Genomic DNA, 18300 nt, shown 5'->3' on the forward strand with positions numbered 1-18300 from the left:
CAAGCATGCGTTCTAGTCACCGAACGCTCAACGGGACAGGTGGAGAGCTGTTAAGGGGTCCTTGATAGTGCCACGTTTTCGTTGCCACCCACGAAGTGCAAGCCACGGCTTTATTTGATCCATTGTTGTATGGTTCCTAGTGCAAAAACGGCAAAGAAGAAGGAGCAAACCCAGAAGGCGAAGAGAACCCAGTTTCTAAAGAACTTGCTTTCCTGTGAACCGGTTCGTTTGCGGTCTCGACGTTCCCATTCGAATATTCCGAGAAATAACAAGGCCAGGAGCAAGGTGATGACGGCTGCGGTTAGCAAGGTGATCCTTCTTTCGGCTGACCTGAATATTAGGCTTTTATGTTCAGATTAGTATTCAGTTGAAATGCCCGTGTGGCTAGTAACGACACGTGTGCTCGTGAAAGTGCAACCAAAATGTCGGTACAACCAACGTGTGCTCGACATTCACTATGTGTCGGATTCAAGGGACCTTGATGATTTCTCTTCCATATCCGGGAAACATGTCTAACCATTTACGGGAATACTGTCCCACGTAAAGTGGCCGTTATGTATAAGTCAAGGACACTCCGGAAGCATCTTCGAATAGTCAAACAAGTTCGAGACGCGGGTATTCCAGACCAAGGGTGGGGCCCAACAACGCAAAGTCTCGAAGCTGGGAGACGAGAATTCTATGGGATTGCTCTATCCGACACTTGGGCGCAAACGCGAGTTCTCATTTACTTCTATTCCGACGAAAAGACGCAGTTACCGGGTTCCTTTGAGCTCCGTTTGATAGACCCTCAAGGAAGAGAAGTGTCTGAATTATCGGACAATTTTTCCAGTGGGGACATATGGTGGGTGACTGAGTTCGAGCATCTTATTTCTTCCCTGGGTCCAGGGAAAATCTTTTGGCTCGATCCTGTGGAGTCGTTCAGGCTGGCCTACGTGTGAGGATAAAAAGTTCCACTCGCAACAAGGAACGCCTGGATAACGACTCGCATTGCCATGGCGCAGGGCAACAAAACCTACGAGGCTAGGAGCCGAGATGTCGCTGGGTCTCACACGCTCGACGGGGTGGCATCCCGCGTGCATCTCTGGCCGTCCCGCAAGCCGGTCGTTCACCGGTGTGACTGCATTGGGTGTTCGTTGCCTTCTACAACGAGACAGTGCGCCCGCAAGGGGAACCCTCACCGGGATGGTTCGCCGCCACGCACTGACACGACCCCTGTTGCCAGGGTGGCTCACTTCTGCGCCGCGAACTAGAAATGAACCACCCCAGCAGTGGCGAGCTAAACAGCTACGCGTGCCTGATGGGTGCTAGTAGTTTGTGCCCATGGCTATACGCACTTCATCAAGGGTTTGGTTTGCCTCAAGGTTGGCTCGTTCGTTGCCCCGTTTACGGATCTCGCTGATGTATCCGGGGTCCTTGGCTAATTCTGACCGGCGCTCCCGGTAGCCTGCAAGGAAGTCGTTGACGGCCTCAGTTGTTAGCTGCTTCAGCGCACCACTTCCTGAATCCCCGATCCTTTCCGCAATCTCCTCTGGGGCCTCGCCCAGGCACAGTGCAGCAGTGGAAAGGAGCGCAGAGACCCCGGGGCGCGACTGGGGGTCGAAGGTGATCCTGCGTTCCGCATCGGTGGTGGTGCGCCGGATGACCTGGGCCGTCTCATCCGGTGACATGCCCAACGCAATGGCGTTCCCGTAGCTCTTGGACATCTTGCGCCCGTCAAGGCCCAACACCTCTGGGGTTGAGGTAATCAGCGCCTCAGGTTCCGGGAAAACCGTGTCGTAACGTTCGTTGAAACGACGGGCAATCAGCCGGGTCATCTCGATATGCGGCAGGTTGTCCTTTCCCACGGGGACTAGGTTCCCCTTGCAGAAAAGGATGTCCGCTGCCTAATGCACCGGGTAGGTGAGCAACAGCCCACTGAGGGCGCGTCCCGAGGCTGCCAGTTCCGCCTTCACCGTGGGGTTGCGATGCAGTTCAGCCTCGGTGACGAGGCTGAGAAACGGCAGCATCAATTGGTTAAGAGCTGGCACCGACGAGTGGGTGAAAATCGTGGTCTGCTCCGGGTCCATGCCCGCAGCGAGGTAGTCCAAGACGGCCCCGTGCACGAACTCACGCACGCGGGGCATTAGATCGCGGTCCGTGATCACCTGGTAGTCGGCCAGGATCACGAAGGATTCGACCCCGGACCGTTAGAGTCTCAAACGCTCCACAATACTGCCGAAGAAGTGCCCTAAATGTAGTGGTCCGGTTGGTCGTTCCCCCGTGAGGACCCGGTAGTTCTGGGGTGCATCGGCGATGGATTGAGTTAATTCGGTGGAGCGCAGTCGTGTTGTTGCAAATGAATTCATGGTGATTCCTCTATCTGAGCGTGGGAGGCTGCACAACACTGCGGATAGCGGAGAGAAAGTCTTCGCGGGCTGTTGTACAGCCCGCGGACATGATTGAACCGGCTGTTAGGACAGCCACCACCAAGACATGCAGTTAAGGTTCATGTTCCCAATACTAAGCCCCGTGGTCTCAGGAAATGAACCAATGACATGAGGTTATTTTCCACCAAGGCAAAGACAGGGCTTTCACATCCGCAACGGGAACCCTGACCGGGGCAATGCTGGCGAAACCACAGTGCCGCCCCCAGTAGGCGAGGGCCGTTAGGCTGTGGGGTGTAAGGCGGTTCCGTCGAGCAGAATCATGGCACGGTAGATGGTGTGGTGGATGGGGACCGGGACTCCGTGATGCTGCGCCAGCCGGACGACGGTGCCGTTTTGCTCCTCGAGTTCCGAGGAACGTCCTGCGGCCAAATCGCGTTGCATGGAGGCGGTGCTGTCCGGGCCGAAGGCATCGAATTGTGCCATCATCCGGGCCACGTCCGTTTCGCCCAGCTTCGCCCCGGCATGGCCGGCGAGCGTTGCAACCTCTCGCATGGCGTCTTCGACCAGGGCGCGGGTTTGCGGGTTGGTGCGGGTACGGCCAACCGGTTCGCGGCATAGTGCGCCGACCCCGCCGTAGGAGGTGATGAGCATGAATTTTCGCCACATGTCGGTGATGATGTCGGCCGAGACTTTTGTTGCGACTCCTGCTGCGTCCAGGGCCTTGGCTAGTTGCGTGGTACGGGGCGTGGTTGTTCCGTCGAGTTCGCCCAGGGTGATGGCCGGTTGCCCGCCAACGTGATGGACGGTGCCGGGTTGCTGGAGGTAGGAGATGATCATGGCGACCCCGCCTAGTGCGTGGCCCGGGCCGACCGCTTCGGTGATGCGTTCGGTGGCCGTGACGCCGTTTTGCAGCGGCAGGACAGCGGTGTTCGGCCCGATCAAGGCGTGTGCCCCGCTCATGGCTGCGGAGACTTGTCCGGCTTTGCAGGCCAGGATGACCGCGTCGCACGGGCCGATGGATTCTGCCGTGGTGCTGACACTGGCCAGTGGGGTAGTGAAGCCGGGACTCCCGTCCCCTGTGGTGACGGTGATCCCGTGGTCGGTGATGGGTGCGATGTGTCGTTCGGTGGCTAGCAGGTGTACTTCGGATCCGCTTTTGGCCAGTGCGGCGGCGAAGTATGCGCCGACGCCGCCGGCGCCGATGACTCCGATTTTCACAGTATTGCTCCTAATTGGTCGGGTTGGGGATGCTGTCCGGTGTCTTGGTCCTGGTGGCGCATGGCCTGGCCGGCCGGCACCAGATGTTGCACCCCAATGCGGACGGTAGCATCTTCATTCCCCTATTTGACGAGTCGTCCACCAATGGCTGGGAAATGGTAATATCCGGTCAGCACCCGTCTTTTAATGCATATAGGGAACGGCTACCGGGGCAGGGTGGGCCGAACGGGTCACCCTCGATGGCAGGTCGTCGAACGGGGTCTCAGATGCTGAGTGGAGAGCCTGGTCGCAGGTGGTACCCGTCTTTGACGTGTGAGTAGTCTCGTGCTGTTGTTACTAAGCCGGAATCGTCGAATGAAAGTACTGTGCACCCCGAAACCGTCATTGGTTTGTCCTGGATAAACATGACGACCCAGTACTCGACGGAGGCTGAACTTCCATCCACAAGTGGTTCACTGAACCATGTCTCTGCCGGTTTGGTTTCCTCCGCGAAGCATTCCTCCAGATAAGCGCGCAGGGCGCTAGGCCCGTGCAATGGCCTAAACATCGAGGCCCAGTGGTAACCGTCCTCAGCCTGCAGTTCGACAATTGCGTCTGCGTCCTTAAGCGGCCATGCCTTGGCCCATGTCCTCGCCCAGCGTTGTGAAGCTTCGATAGTTTGCATGTTAGTTTCCTCGTGACTTAGATGAGTGGTGGCCGCTGGTTTGTTCGAGAGGATGAGCAGCCCAGTTCCCATAAGACAGGCAGTCGTTTGCAATGATACTTTCGGCCGAGCGGATTTACAGCGTAGGTTCTTCTAGCTTAGCCCCGTGCTGATTTACTCACGTTTCGCCGTAAACAGATCCTCTAGCGGAGCGCCCGTAAGGGGAACCTCAGCTGGTGCGCTGTTTCCGACACTGATAGTCGAAAGTAACTTGAGCGACAGGATTTGCCAGTAGCGTCCTGGTGCATGCTTGTACATTGGTCCCATGCGAGCCATTGAAACAGTTCACGCAGAACCACGCGACTCGGATGATTCGCCCTGCTATCGAGTCAATTTTTGGGAACAACCTCCTCCTGAGTATGGCTGGAACTTAGATGCTTTTGTACTGGTTGAAGTGCAGGACAGATCAGAGGCACTCCGTTGGGTGGAGGAGCACGCGAATGGGCGGCCCTTCGGACTGTTCGCAGAAATAGGTTCCAAGCCCGAGAAACAGCTCGGTGCTCCGCGAAAAGCATCTCTTGTACGTTTACTCGGAAACAATCCCAATTCCGGCTAAACCTGCGAGGGTCATTAACAATTGGCGTTCGGATCGCAGCGCTAAATAACGTTACGCGCGCTCCCAGCAGAGGAATGCTTAGCGGCCATCCTAATGGCATGTAGCGCGTTTTGTTCTCCGTACTCGGCAGTCCGTGCCTGATTACTGACGGAAATAAGGGTCACTGGCAGAAGGCGAGCCCGCCTCGGTTGGTTCCCACCCGTGAAGCCGAGCCATGCCTATTCCGCCTTCAAAGATGTATTCAACCCAGATCACGGCATAGCGGCCGTGGCGGTTTGCTTCTGCCCATGAGAGGACATCGACGATGCTCTCTGCGTTTTCTATGCGGTACTCGGAGCAGGCACGGTCTTCGTCCCAGAAATCTACCCGATACATGGGATCTGGATTTTCCTGACTGACGTATCGAGGATCAACGAGAGTCGCCTTGATTTTTTCTGCACTCATGCTCACAACCTATCCCGTTCGAGGATAAGCAGGTAGGAATTCCCGACCTGTCTCGTAAGCTGGTCGCGTACAGGAACACACCACGTGCTGGCTTGAATTGCAGAAGTTTCATGGATTCACAGGAAAGCCGGACGTTCCGTATGCCCCGTCCGGTGTATTGACCGGTGAGGGGGCGTGAAACGGAACGATCTGGCGCTACGTCATGATGTTGCTAATGCGGATTTAGCAGATGGAGGCTGCCGGTTGGGCGAACTCCAACGTTAAGTGCGGCAGGCTGGCAGAGGTCGGTGGATCTCGACCGGTTAGGTGATCCGGCAGCCAGCGTATTCGACCATAAAGCCCATCGGTTCCAGTCCGGAACAGCAGGCTTCCCGGAGGTTCGGCATAAGCCGGCGTTGAGGCAGCACACCAGCGGGGAACGCGGAAGCCGGCCAAGTCCATCCCGTGAGCGCGGAGTTCCAAGGGCAACCGCAACCTCGAATGGGAGGACGAGGTCCCGCCCTTGTTCTCAGCGTGGCCCGTTCACCGGTCGCCTTTTCGGACGAATGAACGAGCACGCATAGCGCTCGCCGTGCGCCGGATCGGGGCTTTGGAGAATTAACTGTGAGTTGCGTCCATTCGTACACGTATTCGAAGTAGTTTTCGATTAGTATGGCCTCGTGGCTATTTCATCGCAGAGTAAAAGAACTGATCTGACTCGCCTGGTCGTCAAGGGTGCACGCGAGCACAACCTGAAAAACGTGGACATTGATCTCCCGCGTGACGCAATGATTGTCTTTACCGGCCTTTCCGGTTCGGGCAAGTCCTCCTTGGCCTTCGACACCATCTTTGCCGAAGGCCAGCGCCGCTACGTCGAATCGCTCTCTGCCTACGCCCGCATGTTCCTCGGCCAGGTGGACAAGCCCGATGTGGATTTCATCGAGGGACTGTCGCCAGCGGTGTCCATCGACCAGAAGTCGACCAGCCGCAACCCGCGTTCCACCGTGGGCACGATTACCGAAGTGTACGACTACATGCGTCTGTTGTGGGCACGCGTGGGCCGTCCGCATTGCCCGATCTGCCACGAACCGATCTCCAAGCAGACTCCGCAGCAGATCGTCGACCAGCTGATGGAGCTACCGGAGAAAACCCGCTTCCAGATCCTCGCCCCGGTAGTGCGCTCGCGCAAGGGTGAATTCGTCGACCTGTTCGCGGAGCTCTCTTCCAAGGGCTTCGCCCGTGCCCGCGTTGACGGCACCACCATCCAGCTGAACGATCCGCCGAAGCTGGCCAAGCAGGTCAAGCACACCATTGAGGTGGTCGTCGACCGCCTGGCCATCAAGGAAGATGCCCGCCAGCGCTTGACCGACTCCATCGAAACGGCCCTGGGCATCGCCGAAGGCCGCGTGCTCGCCGACTTCGTGGACCTGGACGAGGATGATCCCCAGCGCGTGCGCGCGTTCTCCGAGAACCTGGCCTGCCCCAATGAGCATCCGCTGGCCATCGATGAGATCGAGCCGCGTACTTTCTCCTTCAATAACCCGTTCGGTGCCTGCTCGGCCTGTTCCGGCATCGGCACCAAGCTGGAAGTCGATGAGCACCTGATCGTTCCGGACGGCGAGGTCACCTTGGCCGAGGGCGCGATCGCCCCATGGTCGCTGGGCAAGGCCACCACCGAATACTGGAACCGCTTGATCGAAGGCCTGGGCCATGAGTTGGGCTTCACCATGGACACCCAATGGCAGGACCTGCCGGCTGCTGCCCGCGAAGCGATCCTGAACGGCAAGGACCACAAGGTGGTCGTGCAGTACAAGAACCGCTTCGGCCGCGAGCGCAAGTACTCCACCGGCTTCGAGGGCGTCATCTCCTACGTGCACCGCAAGCACCAGGAAACCGAATCGGATCACGCCCGCGACCGCTACGAGCAGTACATGCGCCAGATTCCGTGCCCTACCTGCGGCGGCGCGCGCCTGAACCCGGCGTCGCTCTCGGTATTGGTGGGCGGGCGTTCCATCGCTGAAGTTGCCGCCATGGACCTGCGCAGCGCCGCGGAATTCCTCTCCACGATCGTGCTCACCGCGCGAGAGGCGCAGATCGCCGCGCAGGTGCTCAAGGAAATCGACGCGCGCATGAAGTTCTTGCTGGACGTCGGACTGGAGTACCTGACCCTGGAACGCGCTGCTGGCACCTTGTCCGGCGGCGAGGCGCAGCGCATTCGCCTGGCTACCCAGATCGGTTCGGGCCTGGTGGGCGTGCTCTACGTTCTGGACGAGCCGTCCATCGGCCTGCACCAGCGCGATAACCGCCGCCTGATCGACACCCTGCTGCACCTGCGATCGCTGGGCAACACCCTGATCGTGGTGGAGCACGACGAAGACACCATTGCCGAAGCCGACTGGATCGTGGACATCGGCCCGGGCGCCGGTGAGCACGGCGGCGAAGTGGTGCACTCCGGATCCCTGGAGGGCCTGAAGCAGAACACCAAGTCGCTGACCGGAGACTACCTTTCGGGCCGCAAGCAGATCGACATCCCGTCCAAGCGCCGCAAGATCGACAAGGAGCGCAAGCTCAAGGTGGTCGGTGCCAACGAGAACAACCTGCAGAACGTGTCGGTGGAGTTCCCGCTGGGCGTGCTGACCGCGGTGACCGGCGTGTCCGGCTCGGGCAAGTCCACCCTGGTCAACGACATCCTGTACAAGGTGCTGGCCAACAAGCTCAACGGCGCCAAGCAGGTGCCCGGCCGCCACACCCGCGTGCAGGGCCTGGAACACCTGGACAAGGTGGTCCACGTTGACCAGTCGCCGATCGGCCGGACCCCGCGTTCGAACCCTGCGACCTATACCGGCGTGTTCGACCACATCCGCAAGCTGTTTGCGGAGACCAATGAGGCGAAGCTGCGCGGCTACCAGCCGGGCCGTTTCTCCTTCAACGTCAAGGGCGGACGCTGCGAATCCTGCTCGGGTGACGGCACGCTGAAGATCGAGATGAACTTCCTGCCGGACGTCTACGTGCCCTGCGAGGTCTGCCAGGGCGCCCGCTACAACCGCGAAACCCTGCAGGTGCTGTACAAGGGCAAGAACATTGCCGATGTGCTGGATATGCCGATTGCCGAAGGCGCCGAGTTCTTCAGTGCCTTCACCCCGATCGCCCGCCACCTGCGCACGCTGGTGGACGTGGGTTTGGGCTACGTGCGCCTGGGTCAGCCGGCAACCACCCTCTCCGGCGGCGAGGCCCAGCGCGTGAAGCTGGCTGCGGAACTGCAGAAGCGTTCCAATGGCCGCTCCATCTACGTCCTGGACGAGCCGACCACCGGTCTGCACTTCGAAGATATCCGCAAGCTGCTCAAGGTGCTGCAGGGATTGGTCGACAAGGGCAACACCGTGTTGACCATCGAGCACAACCTGGATGTCATCAAGTCGGCTGACTGGGTCATCGACCTCGGCCCGGAAGGCGGCTCAGGCGGCGGCACGATCCTGGCTGCTGGCACCCCGGAAAAGGTGGCCAAGGTGAGCGAATCGCACACCGGGAAGTTCCTCTCCGAGATCCTGTAATGCCTGGCGGAGAATGTTCGACATATGCGATTTCAGTTATGGATTGCTAACCCGCGTCCGCTTCATGGGAAGATGGCTAGGTGAATATGTCGGTAACAAGTGTGCTCTTCGATCTGGATGGGACCCTCGTGGACCCTGCCGGTGCCATAACTTCGGGTATCCGCCACGCGGTCACCTCCCATGGTTTGGCCGATCCGGGCGAAGCACGAGTTGAAGCGCTGGTAGGCCCGCCCCTCCAAATCGGGCTGCGTACGCTTGACGGCGTCACCGACGAGAACATCGACTCCATCATCGCGGCCTACCGCGCCCGCTATGCCGAGGTGGGCATGGCAGAATCCGTGATCTACCCGGGCATTGTGGCGCTCCTGGACGCGTTGCGCGCGGCCGGGATCTACGTCGCAGTGACCACGGCCAAGCCCATCAACATTGCGCGCCAGCTCATTGCACGCAAGGGGCTGGATGAGCATCTCGATGCGATTCACGGCAACGCGGATGAGCACGGGAGCATGGGTTCGAGCAAGACGCACATTGTCGCTGAAGCTTTGGAGCACGGGCAGCTGGACCCGGCGAGCAGCGTCGTTGTGGGTGACCGCTACTACGATTGGGATGCCGCCCGCGAGAATTCGGTGGCTTCGGTCGGCGTCGCGTGGGGCTTTGCCCAGGACGATGATGAACTGCAGCAGGCAGGCGCAACTGTGGCGACAACCCGGGACCTTGCTGAGCTCCTGCTCGGAGCACAGCTGGCAAACACGCTGAACCTCGACGATGACCTCATGCAGGAAGGTGCAAAGTAGATGAGCATCTACACCATGACCCGTTCGTCGATTCGGGGCGTCATCCACGGTGTATGCCGTGCGGAAGTGACCGGGCTTGAGAACGTTCCCAAGGAAGGCGGCTTCATTGTCGCCTCCAACCACCTGTCATTCTTCGACTCCTTGATCATTCAGGCGCTGACCCCGCGCGACGTGGCGTTCTTCGCCAAGGCGGAATACTTCACCACCCCGGGACTGAAGGGCAAGGTGATGAAGACCTTCTTCGAATCCGTGGGATCCATTCCGGTGCAGCGTGGCGAACAGGCAGCTTCGGTTGCCGCCCTCGATTCCCTGGTGGAAATCGTCGAAGGCGGCAAGGGCATCGGCATCTACCCCGAGGGCACTCGCTCGCGCGATGGCAAGTTGTACCGCGGACGCACCGGCGTGGGCTGGCTGGCGCTGACCACCGGTGTACCAGTGGTGCCGGTGGGCTTGATCGGCACGGAGAAGCTGCAGCCTGCTGGTTCAAAGGGTTTCCGTCCTGCCAAATTCCATATCCACTATGGCGAGCCGCTGTACTTCGACCAGCTCGGACGCAAGCACCCGTTGCCGCAGCGCCGCCAGGCCACGGACCGGATCGTTGATGCGATTGCCGAGCTTTCCGGCCAGGAACGCGTCGATTCCTACAACCAACTGCCACCGGACGCGAAATAGACCATGGCTGATCCGGCAAGTTACCGTCCGAGAACTTCGGACATTCCCACGAAACCGGGCGTGTACCGTTTCCGCGATGAACACGGCCGTGTCATCTACGTTGGCAAGGCCAAGGTCCTGCGCAACCGCTTGACCTCCTACTTCGCCAATCCTGACCGGCTCACGCCCAAAACCCGGGCCATGGTATTCACCGCCGGCAGCGTGGAGTGGACCGTGGTGGGTTCCGAATTGGAAGCGCTGCAGCTGGAGTACTCCTGGATCAAGGAATACAATCCCCGGTTCAATATTGTTTTCCGTGATGACAAGACCTACCCGTACCTTGCTGTCACCTTGAACGAAAAGTACCCGCGCGCCCTGGTCATGCGCGGGGACAAGCGCAAGGGCGTGAAGTATTTCGGGCCGTTCTATCCGGCCAAGGCCATCCGGGAAACCCTCGATACGCTGTTGCGGGTCTTTCCTGTGCGCAGCTGTGCGCCGGGCGTGTTCAAGCGTGCCGAAGCATCGGGTCGCCCTTGCCTCTTGGGGTACATAGACAAATGCTCGGCGCCTTGCGTGGGGCGCATCAGCGAAGAAGACCACCGTCAACTGGCTGATGACCTATGCACCTTCATGAGCGGTGAGGCTACTAAGTTCACCAAGGCCCTGACAGCCAAGATGCAAGAGGCGGTGGCAGAACTCGAATACGAGAAGGCCGCCCGCTACCGCGATGACATTGCGGCACTGAACAGAGTTTTTGAACGCAACGCCGTGGTCCTTGATGACCGTACCGAAGCTGATATCTTCGGCATTCATGGCGATGAATTGGAAGCCGCCGTGCAGGTATTCCATGTCCGCGACGGCCGTATCCGTTCGCAACGAGGCTGGGTCGTCGAAAAGGTTGCGGATACCACCGGCGCTGAATTCGTCGAGCAGCTTCTCACCCAGGTCTACGCAGATCACGCGGACCGGATTCCCAAGGAAATCCTGGTTCCGACTCTGCCCGAAGACATTGAGGATGTCACGACCTGGCTCACTGAGCTGCGCGGTTCCAAAGTCTCCTTGCGCGTCGCCCAACGCGGCGACAAGGCGGCACTGGCATCCACCGTCGTGGAGAACGCCGAACAAGCGCTGCGCCTGCACAAATCGAAGCGAGCAGGTGATATCACCACGCGTTCGCTGGCGATGCAGGAACTGCAGGATGCACTGGGAGCCGAACAAGCACTGCTTCGCATCGAATGCTATGACGCGTCGCATACCCAAGGCACCAACGTGGTTGCTTCCATGGTGGTCTTTGAAGATGGATTGCCCAAGAAGAGCGAATATCGAAAGTTCTCCATCACCGGTGATGCAGCACGCGATGATACCGCCAGCATGTACGACGTGATCTACCGTCGCTTCAGCCGCTATCTGAAGGAGAAGATCGACCCCAAGAGCTTTGCAACCGGGGAAATGAATGAAGAAACCGGTGAGCAGGAAAAGAAGCGATTCTCCTACCCGCCATCTCTGGTGATCGTTGACGGCGGACCGCCCCAGGTGGCCGCGGCGCAGAAGGCCATGGACGACCTGGGAATCGATGACATTCCAGTGGTCGGCCTGGCTAAGCGCTTGGAAGAACTGTGGCTGCCCGACGATCCGTTCCCGGTGATCCTGCCGCGTGCCTCAGCTGCCCTGTATTTGGTGCAGCGGCTTCGCGACGAGGCGCACCGTTTTGCGATCAACTTCCACCGCGCCAAGCGTGCTAAATCCATGATCGCCTCGGATTTGGACGCGATCCCGGGGCTGGGCAAGTCCAAGCAGGCTGCCCTGCGCAAGCACTTCGGGTCGATGAAGAAGATCCGTGCGGCGAGCATCGAGGAGCTGATGGACGTGCCAGGAGTCGGTGAAAAACTTGCGACTTCCATCAAAGAGTCCCTAGAAGACGCTTCATTAACCGGTGTGAATATGACTACAGGCGAAATTGTCGACTAGCCTTGTGATATGACCGCTGAGTATGAAGCAGTAAAACCCCCTGAGTCCGAACTCGTGATCGTAACCGGCATGTCAGGTGCCGGTCGCACCACAGTCGCGCATGCTCTGGAAGACCAGGGCTGGTACGTAGTGGAGAACCTTCCACCGGCCATGCTTGGACCCTTGACGGAGATGATGAGCCGTTCGCAGGGCTCCATCCCGAAGATGGCTGTCGTGATGGACGTGCGCTCCAAGGAAATGTTCCCGGAAATCCGCGATGCCTTGGCGAACCTGACAGCCAGCGGGGTGAAGTTCCGCCTGGTCTACCTCGACGCCAGCGACGAGGTGCTGATCCGCCGCTTCGAGCAGGGTCGCCGGCCGCATCCGCTGCAGGATGACGGCCGCATTGTCGACGGCATCAAGCGCGAACGCGGGATCACCGATCAATTGCGTGAAGCTGCCGAAATCATCTTGGATTCCACGACCATGTCGGTGCACGACCTGGCACGTGCAGTCAACGAACTGTTCAGCGAATCCGGGCCGATCATCCTGCGCATCAACGTGATGAGCTTCGGGTTCAAGTACGGCCTGCCCGCTGATGCCAACTACGTGGCAGATGTCCGTTTCATCCCCAACCCCCATTGGGTACCTGAACTGCGCCCGCAGACAGGCAAGGACAAAGAAGTGTCGGACTATGTGCTGAGCCAGGAAGGCACGAGCGAGTTCATCGAGAACTACCTCAAGGCATTGGAACCGGTCTTTGAAGGTTACCGCCGCGAGAATAAGCACTACGCGACTATTGCCGTGGGCTGCACCGGCGGCAAGCACCGCTCGGTAGCAACCACCATTGAGCTGGGCCGGCGCCTGGCGCAGTTCCCGAACGTCAGGGTGAATATCAGCCACCGTGATCTGGGGCGTGAGTAGCCGCCATGGCCTTTGCTACAGGTCCGATCCCGATCCAGGGACTGACTCGAAGTGATGATTACCGCAACCCATCGGTGGTGGCCTTGGGCGGGGGACACGGGCTGTCCTCGTCGCTCTCTGCCCTGCGCCGTCTGACTACCGACCTCACCGCCGTAGTAACGGTGGCCGATGACGGCGGCAGTTCCGGGCGGCTTCGGGGATCCTTCGATGTGCTGCCCCCGGGAGACTTGCGCATGGCGCTGGCTGCGCTGTGCGACGACAATGACTGGGGCCGTACCTGGCGCGATGTCATGCAGTACCGCTTTGAATCGACCGAAAACGCCGACGAGCCATTGAACGGCCATGCCGTTGGCAATTTGCTGATCCTGGCGCTGTGGGAGTTGCTCGATAACCCGGTAGCTGGCCTGCGTTGGGCAGGTGCCCTGCTTGGCGCGCGCGGGCAGGTCCTGCCAATGAGCACGGTTCCGCTGTCCATCCATGGCGAGGTTCTTGAATCCGACCCGGTGAACGACACCTTGGTGCGTCGCCGAATCGATGGGCAGGCCAAGCTGGCTCGCGCCGGTTCCGGCGGCCTGGTTACCCACGTGTACCTGGAACCGTCCGATGCGCCGGCCTGCTCCGAAGCGCTGGAATCCATCGATCTGGCGGACTGGGTGATTCTCGGTCCCGGTTCCTGGTACACCTCGGTGCTCCCGCATCTGCTGCTGCCGGATATGCGCCAGGCCCTGGCATCGACCACGGCCAAGAAGCTGCTGACCATGAACCTGGCCTTTGATACGGCAGAGACTTCCGGGATGGACGCCGCGGCGCACTTGGAGGTGCTGGGACGTTACGCACCCGAGGTCAAATTCGATGCAATTATTGCCGACGAATCAAAGATTCTTAACAGGGATCGATTTGAGCTGGCAGCGCAAAAACTCGGTGCGCGTGTCTTTTTTAGTACAGTAGGAGTATCTGACGGTCGTGCTGTGCACGACCCGTTGCGACTAGCGGCGGCCTATCACGAGGTGTTTACCGCGATCGGGTCTTAGGAAGATCCAAGTAAGGGAGTTTGATTCATGGCATTGACGGCTTCCGTCAAAGACGAGCTGTCGCGGGTAGAGATTCGCAAGCCATCGGTCCGCAAGGCCGAGGTTTCGACCATGCTCCGCTTCAGCGGCGGGCTGCACATCGTCTCCGGACGAATTGTCATCGAAGCAGAAGTGGACCTCGCGGCGACGGCCCGGCGGTTGAAGATTGCTATCGGCGAGCTGTACGGCCACGATGCCGAAATCGTCATGGTTTCCGGATCGGGCATCCGCAAGGGGAGCCGCTACATTGTGCGTGTTTCCAAGGACGGCGAAGTGCTTGCACGCCAAACTGGCCTGCTTGACCAGCGCGGCCGGCCGGTACGCGGCCTGCCCTCGGTGATCGTCAACGGTTCCACCGCCGACGCTGAAGCTGTATGGCGCGGCGCATTCCTGTCCCACGGATCGTTGACCGAACCCGGACGCAGCTCCGCTTTGGAAATCACCTGCCCTGGGCCAGAAGCCGCTTTGGCGCTGGTCGGTGCAGCTCGCCGCCTGGGACTGACGGTCAAGGCGCGTGAAGTGCGCGGTGTGGACCGCGTTGTGATCCGTGATGGCGATGCCATCGCCCAACTGCTGACCCGCATGGGCGCTCACGATGCGCTCATGGTCTGGGAAGAACGGCGCATGCGCAAGGAAGTGCGCGCGACGGCGAACCGCTTGGCGAACTTCGACGACGCCAACCTGCGGCGCAGTGCCCAGGCAGCGGTAGCTGCCGGTGCCCGCGTTGAGCGTGCACTGGGCATCTTGGGCGACGAGGTTCCCGAGCACTTGCGCTATGCGGGACTGCTGCGCCTTGAGCACAAGCAAGCCTCCTTGGATGAGCTCGGCCGCATGGCCGAACCGCCAATGACCAAGGACGCCATCGCTGGCCGAATCCGCCGCCTTTTGGCTATGGCGGATAAAAAGGCGAGCGATCTGGGAATACCAGGTACGGAGTCCAGCGTTCCAGGAGATGAACTGGAACATTAAAATGTCCCCGCGGGAGCCCTCCCGCGGAGATTCAACCAATTGAGAAGATTGAGGAGAATCATGGCTGTTTATTCACTGCCAGAACTGCAGTACGACTACGCCGCACTGGAGCCGAACATCTCGGCTCGCATCATGGAACTGCACCACTCCAAGCACCATGCAACTTACGTTGCTGGCGCAAACTCGGCACTGGAGCAGTTGGCTGAAGCTCGCGAAAAGGGCGAATTCGGCAATATCCCTAAGCTGTCCAAGGACCTGGCGTTCCACCTGGGTGGCCACACCAACCACTCGATCTTCTGGAACAACCTGTCCCCAGAGGGTGGCGACAAGCCTGAGGGCGAGCTGGCAGCGGCCATCGACGACTTCTTCGGTTCGTTCGACGCTTTCCGTGGCCACTTCACCGCTTCGGCCATGAGCCTGCAGGGCTCGGGCTGGGCAGTGCTGGCTTACGACGCACTGGGCGGCCAGCTGGTCATCGAGCAGCTGTACGACCAGCAGGGCAACATCCCAGTGGCAACCACCCCGCTGCTGATGCTGGACATGTGGGAGCACGCCTTCTACCTGGACTACGTCAACGTCAAGGCTGACTACGTCAAGGCATTCTGGAACATCGTGAACTGGGCAGATGTCCAGGCTCGTTTCGAAGCTGCCCGCAACGGCGCAGCAGCGCTGATCCTTCCAGGTAAGTAAGACTTATCTGGTAAGTTAGCTCACATTCTGCGCTAATGTAGCGTAGTATGTTTCAAGTGTGTTGCGGATCCCGGCAATTCGTTGGGATCCGCAAGCACGGCACAACGGAGTGTCCTCTTAAAGAAGGCCACCTCCGCTCGCGTGCGGTCGTGGCATCATCATCCCATTTAGAGGAGATAGTCACGTGACAACCCGTGTTGGAATCAATGGTTTCGGTCGTATCGGACGCAACTTCCTGCGTGCAGTTCTGGCCCATAAGGCAGACATTGAAATCGTCGCCGTCAATGACCTTGGTTCAATCGATTCGCTTGCTCACCTGGTGAAGTTCGATTCCGTGCTCGGCCCAGTGGGCGAGCTGGTATCCGTGGACGGCGATACCATCGTCGTCGGAGAACGCCGTATCAAGGTTCTGTCTGAGCGCGAGCCAGCCAACCTTCCATGGGGCGAATTGAACGTCGATGTCGTCATTGAATCGACCGGATTCTTCACCAACGCAGAAGACGCCAAGAAGCACGTAGCTGCTGGCGCAAAGAAGGTCATCATCTCGGCTCCTGCCAAGAATGAAGACATCACCATCGTGATGGGCGTCAACCAGGACAAGTACGATCCTGCAAACCACGCCATCATTTCGAACGCGTCATGCACCACCAACTGCCTGGCTCCAGTAGCCAAGGTGCTGAACGAAGAGTTCGGCATTGTTGATGGCCTGATGACCACCATCCACGCTTACACCGCAGACCAGCGCCTGCAGGATGCACCGCACAGCGACCCACGCCGTGCCCGCGCCGCGGCGCTGAACGTCATCCCGACCTCGACCGGTGCCGCAAAGGCCATCGGCGTGGTGCTCCCAGAGCTGAAGGGCAAGCTGCACGGTTACGCTATGCGCGTACCAGTTCCAACCGGTTCGGCCACCGACCTGACCGTGAACCTGGCCCGCACCGCAACTGTGGAAGAAATCAACGCAGCATTCGAGAAGGCAGCTGCCGAGGGTGCATTGAGCGGATACCTTGAGTACTCCACCGATCCACTGGTTTCTTCGGACATCGTGACCAACCCCCACTCGGCAGTTTTCGACTCCGGTCTGACCACCGTGATGGGCAACAGCGTGAAGGTCGTCGCGTGGTACGACAACGAGTGGGGCTACTCCTCGCGACTTGTTGACCTCGTTGAATTCGTGGGATCCAGCCTCTAGTCGATAACCTAGAGACATGTCTTCTCACACCATTGACGAATTGATCGCTGACAACGGCGTCCGCGGACGGTACGTTCTGGTCCGCAGTGACCTGAACGTACCGCTCGACGGTGCAACTGTGACCGATGATGGCCGCGTCCGCGCGTCGCTGCCAGTCATCGGCAAGCTGGCTGAAGCTGGCGCAAAGGTCATCGTAATGGCCCACTTGGGACGCCCCAAGGGCCAGGTCGATGCCAAGTACTCCATCGCTCCTGCGGCTAACCGCCTGGACGAACTGGCTGACTTCGACGTAGCTGTTGCCGAAGACGTGGTGGGCGACTCCGCTCGCCAGTTGGCGGCAAACCTCGAAGAGGGCTCCGTGCTGGTTCTGGAGAACGTCCGCTTCGATGCTCGCGAAACCTCCAAGGATGATGCGCAGCGCGAAGAGTTCGCCAAGGAATTGGCTGCGCTGACCGGTCAGAACGGCGCTTACGTGAACGACGCTTTCGGTGCTGTGCACCGGAAGCACGCTTCGGTCTACGACATCGCCAGTCTGCTCCCTAGCTACCAGGGCGACCTGGTTGCTACCGAGGTCAAGGTCCTCAAGACCCTGACCGAGGCCCCGAAGCGCCCATACGTTGTGGTGCTCGGAGGGTCCAAGGTATCGGACAAGCTCGCTGTCATCGACAACCTACTGGGCAAGGCCGATCAGCTGCTGATCGGTGGCGGCATGGCCTTCACTTTCCTCAAGGCGCAGGGCTTCGCCATTGGCAGCTCGCTGCTTGAAGAAGACCAGATCGCGACCTGCCAGGAATACCTGCAGCGGGCCGAGAAGCTCGGCTGCGACATCATCGTGCCTAGCGACGTCGTAGTGGCAAGCAAGTTCGGTGCCGACGCAGAGCACGAGGTGCTGGCCGCAGACATGATCGAAGAAGCCAGCTTCGGCTCCAACGGCCTTGGCCTGGACATCGGACCAAAGTCCGCTGAACTGTTCGCAAGCTACATCACCAGCGCAAATACCGTGTTCTGGAATGGCCCGATGGGCGTCTTCGAGATCCCTGCTTTCGCCGAAGGTACCCGTACCGTCGCGCAGGCTCTGGCGGACTCGGAAGCGTTCAGCGTCGTAGGCGGCGGCGATTCCGCTGCAGCCGTGCGCGCACTGGGCTTCTCGGAGGATGACTTCGGCCATATCTCCACCGGTGGCGGCGCTTCGCTGGAGTACCTCGAAGGCAAGACCCTGCCGGGTGTTGCCGCATTGGAAGGCTAA

General features: G+C 59.7%; 13 protein-coding genes and 1 pseudogene. 10 read left to right on the forward strand and 4 right to left on the reverse strand.

Annotated features, from left to right (window positions below; all coding sequences use genetic code 11):
• Positions 1-1304 precede the first annotated feature (1304 nt).
• The 4 genes and pseudogenes from trpS to ACIOU9_RS03600 form a co-directional block, all read right to left on the reverse strand.
• Positions 1305-2345 (reverse strand): annotated as a pseudogene (trpS, locus tag ACIOU9_RS03585) (tryptophan--tRNA ligase).
• A gap of 300 nt (positions 2346-2645) precedes the next feature.
• Complete coding sequence (locus tag ACIOU9_RS03590) at positions 2646-3584, reverse strand: ketopantoate reductase family protein (RefSeq protein WP_402696058.1); 939 nt, start codon at positions 3582-3584, stop codon at positions 2646-2648.
• A 262-nt stretch (positions 3585-3846) separates the two neighbouring features.
• Positions 3847-4320, reverse strand: coding sequence for a nuclear transport factor 2 family protein (locus ACIOU9_RS03595; protein ID WP_402696320.1), 474 nt, complete (start codon positions 4318-4320; stop codon positions 3847-3849).
• A gap of 664 nt (positions 4321-4984) precedes the next feature.
• A complete protein-coding gene (locus ACIOU9_RS03600; protein ID WP_402696060.1) occupies positions 4985-5287 on the reverse strand; it encodes a hypothetical protein in 303 nt (100 codons plus the stop codon).
• A 659-nt stretch (positions 5288-5946) separates the two neighbouring features.
• Between ACIOU9_RS03600 and uvrA the strand changes: the two genes are divergently transcribed.
• From uvrA to ACIOU9_RS03650, 10 genes are all read left to right on the forward strand, one after another.
• Entirely contained in the window at positions 5947-8817 is a 2871-nt protein-coding gene (gene uvrA, locus ACIOU9_RS03605; RefSeq protein WP_332730836.1) for an excinuclease ABC subunit UvrA, read from the forward strand.
• Between the two features lie 86 nt (positions 8818-8903).
• The gene (locus tag ACIOU9_RS03610; RefSeq protein WP_332486783.1) at positions 8904-9611 is read left to right on the forward strand and encodes an HAD hydrolase-like protein; all 708 of its coding nucleotides are present in this window, start codon (positions 8904-8906) and stop codon (positions 9609-9611) included.
• Positions 9612-10283: a 1-acyl-sn-glycerol-3-phosphate acyltransferase gene (locus tag ACIOU9_RS03615; protein ID WP_105656671.1), complete on the forward strand. Its 672-nt coding sequence runs from the start codon at positions 9612-9614 to the stop codon at positions 10281-10283.
• Between the two features lie 3 nt (positions 10284-10286).
• Positions 10287-12230, forward strand: coding sequence for an excinuclease ABC subunit UvrC (gene uvrC, locus ACIOU9_RS03620; protein WP_332486786.1), 1944 nt, complete (start codon positions 10287-10289; stop codon positions 12228-12230).
• A gap of 9 nt (positions 12231-12239) precedes the next feature.
• Positions 12240-13133, forward strand: coding sequence for an RNase adapter RapZ (rapZ, locus tag ACIOU9_RS03625; RefSeq protein WP_105656669.1), 894 nt, complete (start codon positions 12240-12242; stop codon positions 13131-13133).
• A 5-nt stretch (positions 13134-13138) separates the two neighbouring features.
• Entirely contained in the window at positions 13139-14164 is a 1026-nt protein-coding gene (gene yvcK, locus ACIOU9_RS03630; protein WP_105656668.1) for a uridine diphosphate-N-acetylglucosamine-binding protein YvcK, read from the forward strand.
• A gap of 27 nt (positions 14165-14191) precedes the next feature.
• Positions 14192-15172 carry a DNA-binding protein WhiA gene (gene whiA / locus ACIOU9_RS03635; RefSeq protein ID WP_105656667.1) on the forward strand — a complete coding sequence of 327 codons (981 nt, stop codon included), beginning with the start codon at positions 14192-14194 and terminating at the stop codon, positions 15170-15172.
• A gap of 60 nt (positions 15173-15232) precedes the next feature.
• On the forward strand, positions 15233-15862 hold the full coding sequence (locus ACIOU9_RS03640) for a superoxide dismutase (RefSeq protein ID WP_105656666.1): 630 nt from the start codon (positions 15233-15235) through the stop codon (positions 15860-15862).
• Positions 15863-16046: 184 nt separating this feature from the next.
• Positions 16047-17054 (forward strand): type I glyceraldehyde-3-phosphate dehydrogenase, encoded by a 1008-nt coding sequence (gap, locus tag ACIOU9_RS03645; RefSeq protein ID WP_332498357.1) that lies wholly within the window; start codon positions 16047-16049, stop codon positions 17052-17054.
• A 16-nt stretch (positions 17055-17070) separates the two neighbouring features.
• A complete protein-coding gene (locus ACIOU9_RS03650; protein ID WP_133834207.1) occupies positions 17071-18300 on the forward strand; it encodes a phosphoglycerate kinase in 1230 nt (409 codons plus the stop codon).

It is taken from the genome of Glutamicibacter sp. NPDC087583, from assembly GCF_044743685.1.
Taxonomy (GTDB): domain Bacteria; phylum Actinomycetota; class Actinomycetes; order Actinomycetales; family Micrococcaceae; genus Glutamicibacter.

Coding starts and splice junctions, on each gene's coding strand:
- ACIOU9_RS03615 (WP_105656671.1), top strand. CDS start 9,612: ATGAGCATCTACACCATGACCCGTTCGTCGATTCGGGGCGTCATCCAC.
- whiA (WP_105656667.1), top strand. CDS start 14,192: ATGGCATTGACGGCTTCCGTCAAAGACGAGCTGTCGCGGGTAGAGATT.
- rapZ (WP_105656669.1), top strand. CDS start 12,240: ATGACCGCTGAGTATGAAGCAGTAAAACCCCCTGAGTCCGAACTCGTG.
- ACIOU9_RS03600 (WP_402696060.1), bottom strand. CDS start 5,287: ATGAGTGCAGAAAAAATCAAGGCGACTCTCGTTGATCCTCGATACGTC.
- ACIOU9_RS03595 (WP_402696320.1), bottom strand. CDS start 4,320: ATGGGAACTGGGCTGCTCATCCTCTCGAACAAACCAGCGGCCACCACT.
- yvcK (WP_105656668.1), top strand. CDS start 13,139: ATGGCCTTTGCTACAGGTCCGATCCCGATCCAGGGACTGACTCGAAGT.
- uvrC (WP_332486786.1), top strand. CDS start 10,287: ATGGCTGATCCGGCAAGTTACCGTCCGAGAACTTCGGACATTCCCACG.
- ACIOU9_RS03640 (WP_105656666.1), top strand. CDS start 15,233: ATGGCTGTTTATTCACTGCCAGAACTGCAGTACGACTACGCCGCACTG.
- ACIOU9_RS03610 (WP_332486783.1), top strand. CDS start 8,904: ATGTCGGTAACAAGTGTGCTCTTCGATCTGGATGGGACCCTCGTGGAC.
- ACIOU9_RS03650 (WP_133834207.1), top strand. CDS start 17,071: ATGTCTTCTCACACCATTGACGAATTGATCGCTGACAACGGCGTCCGC.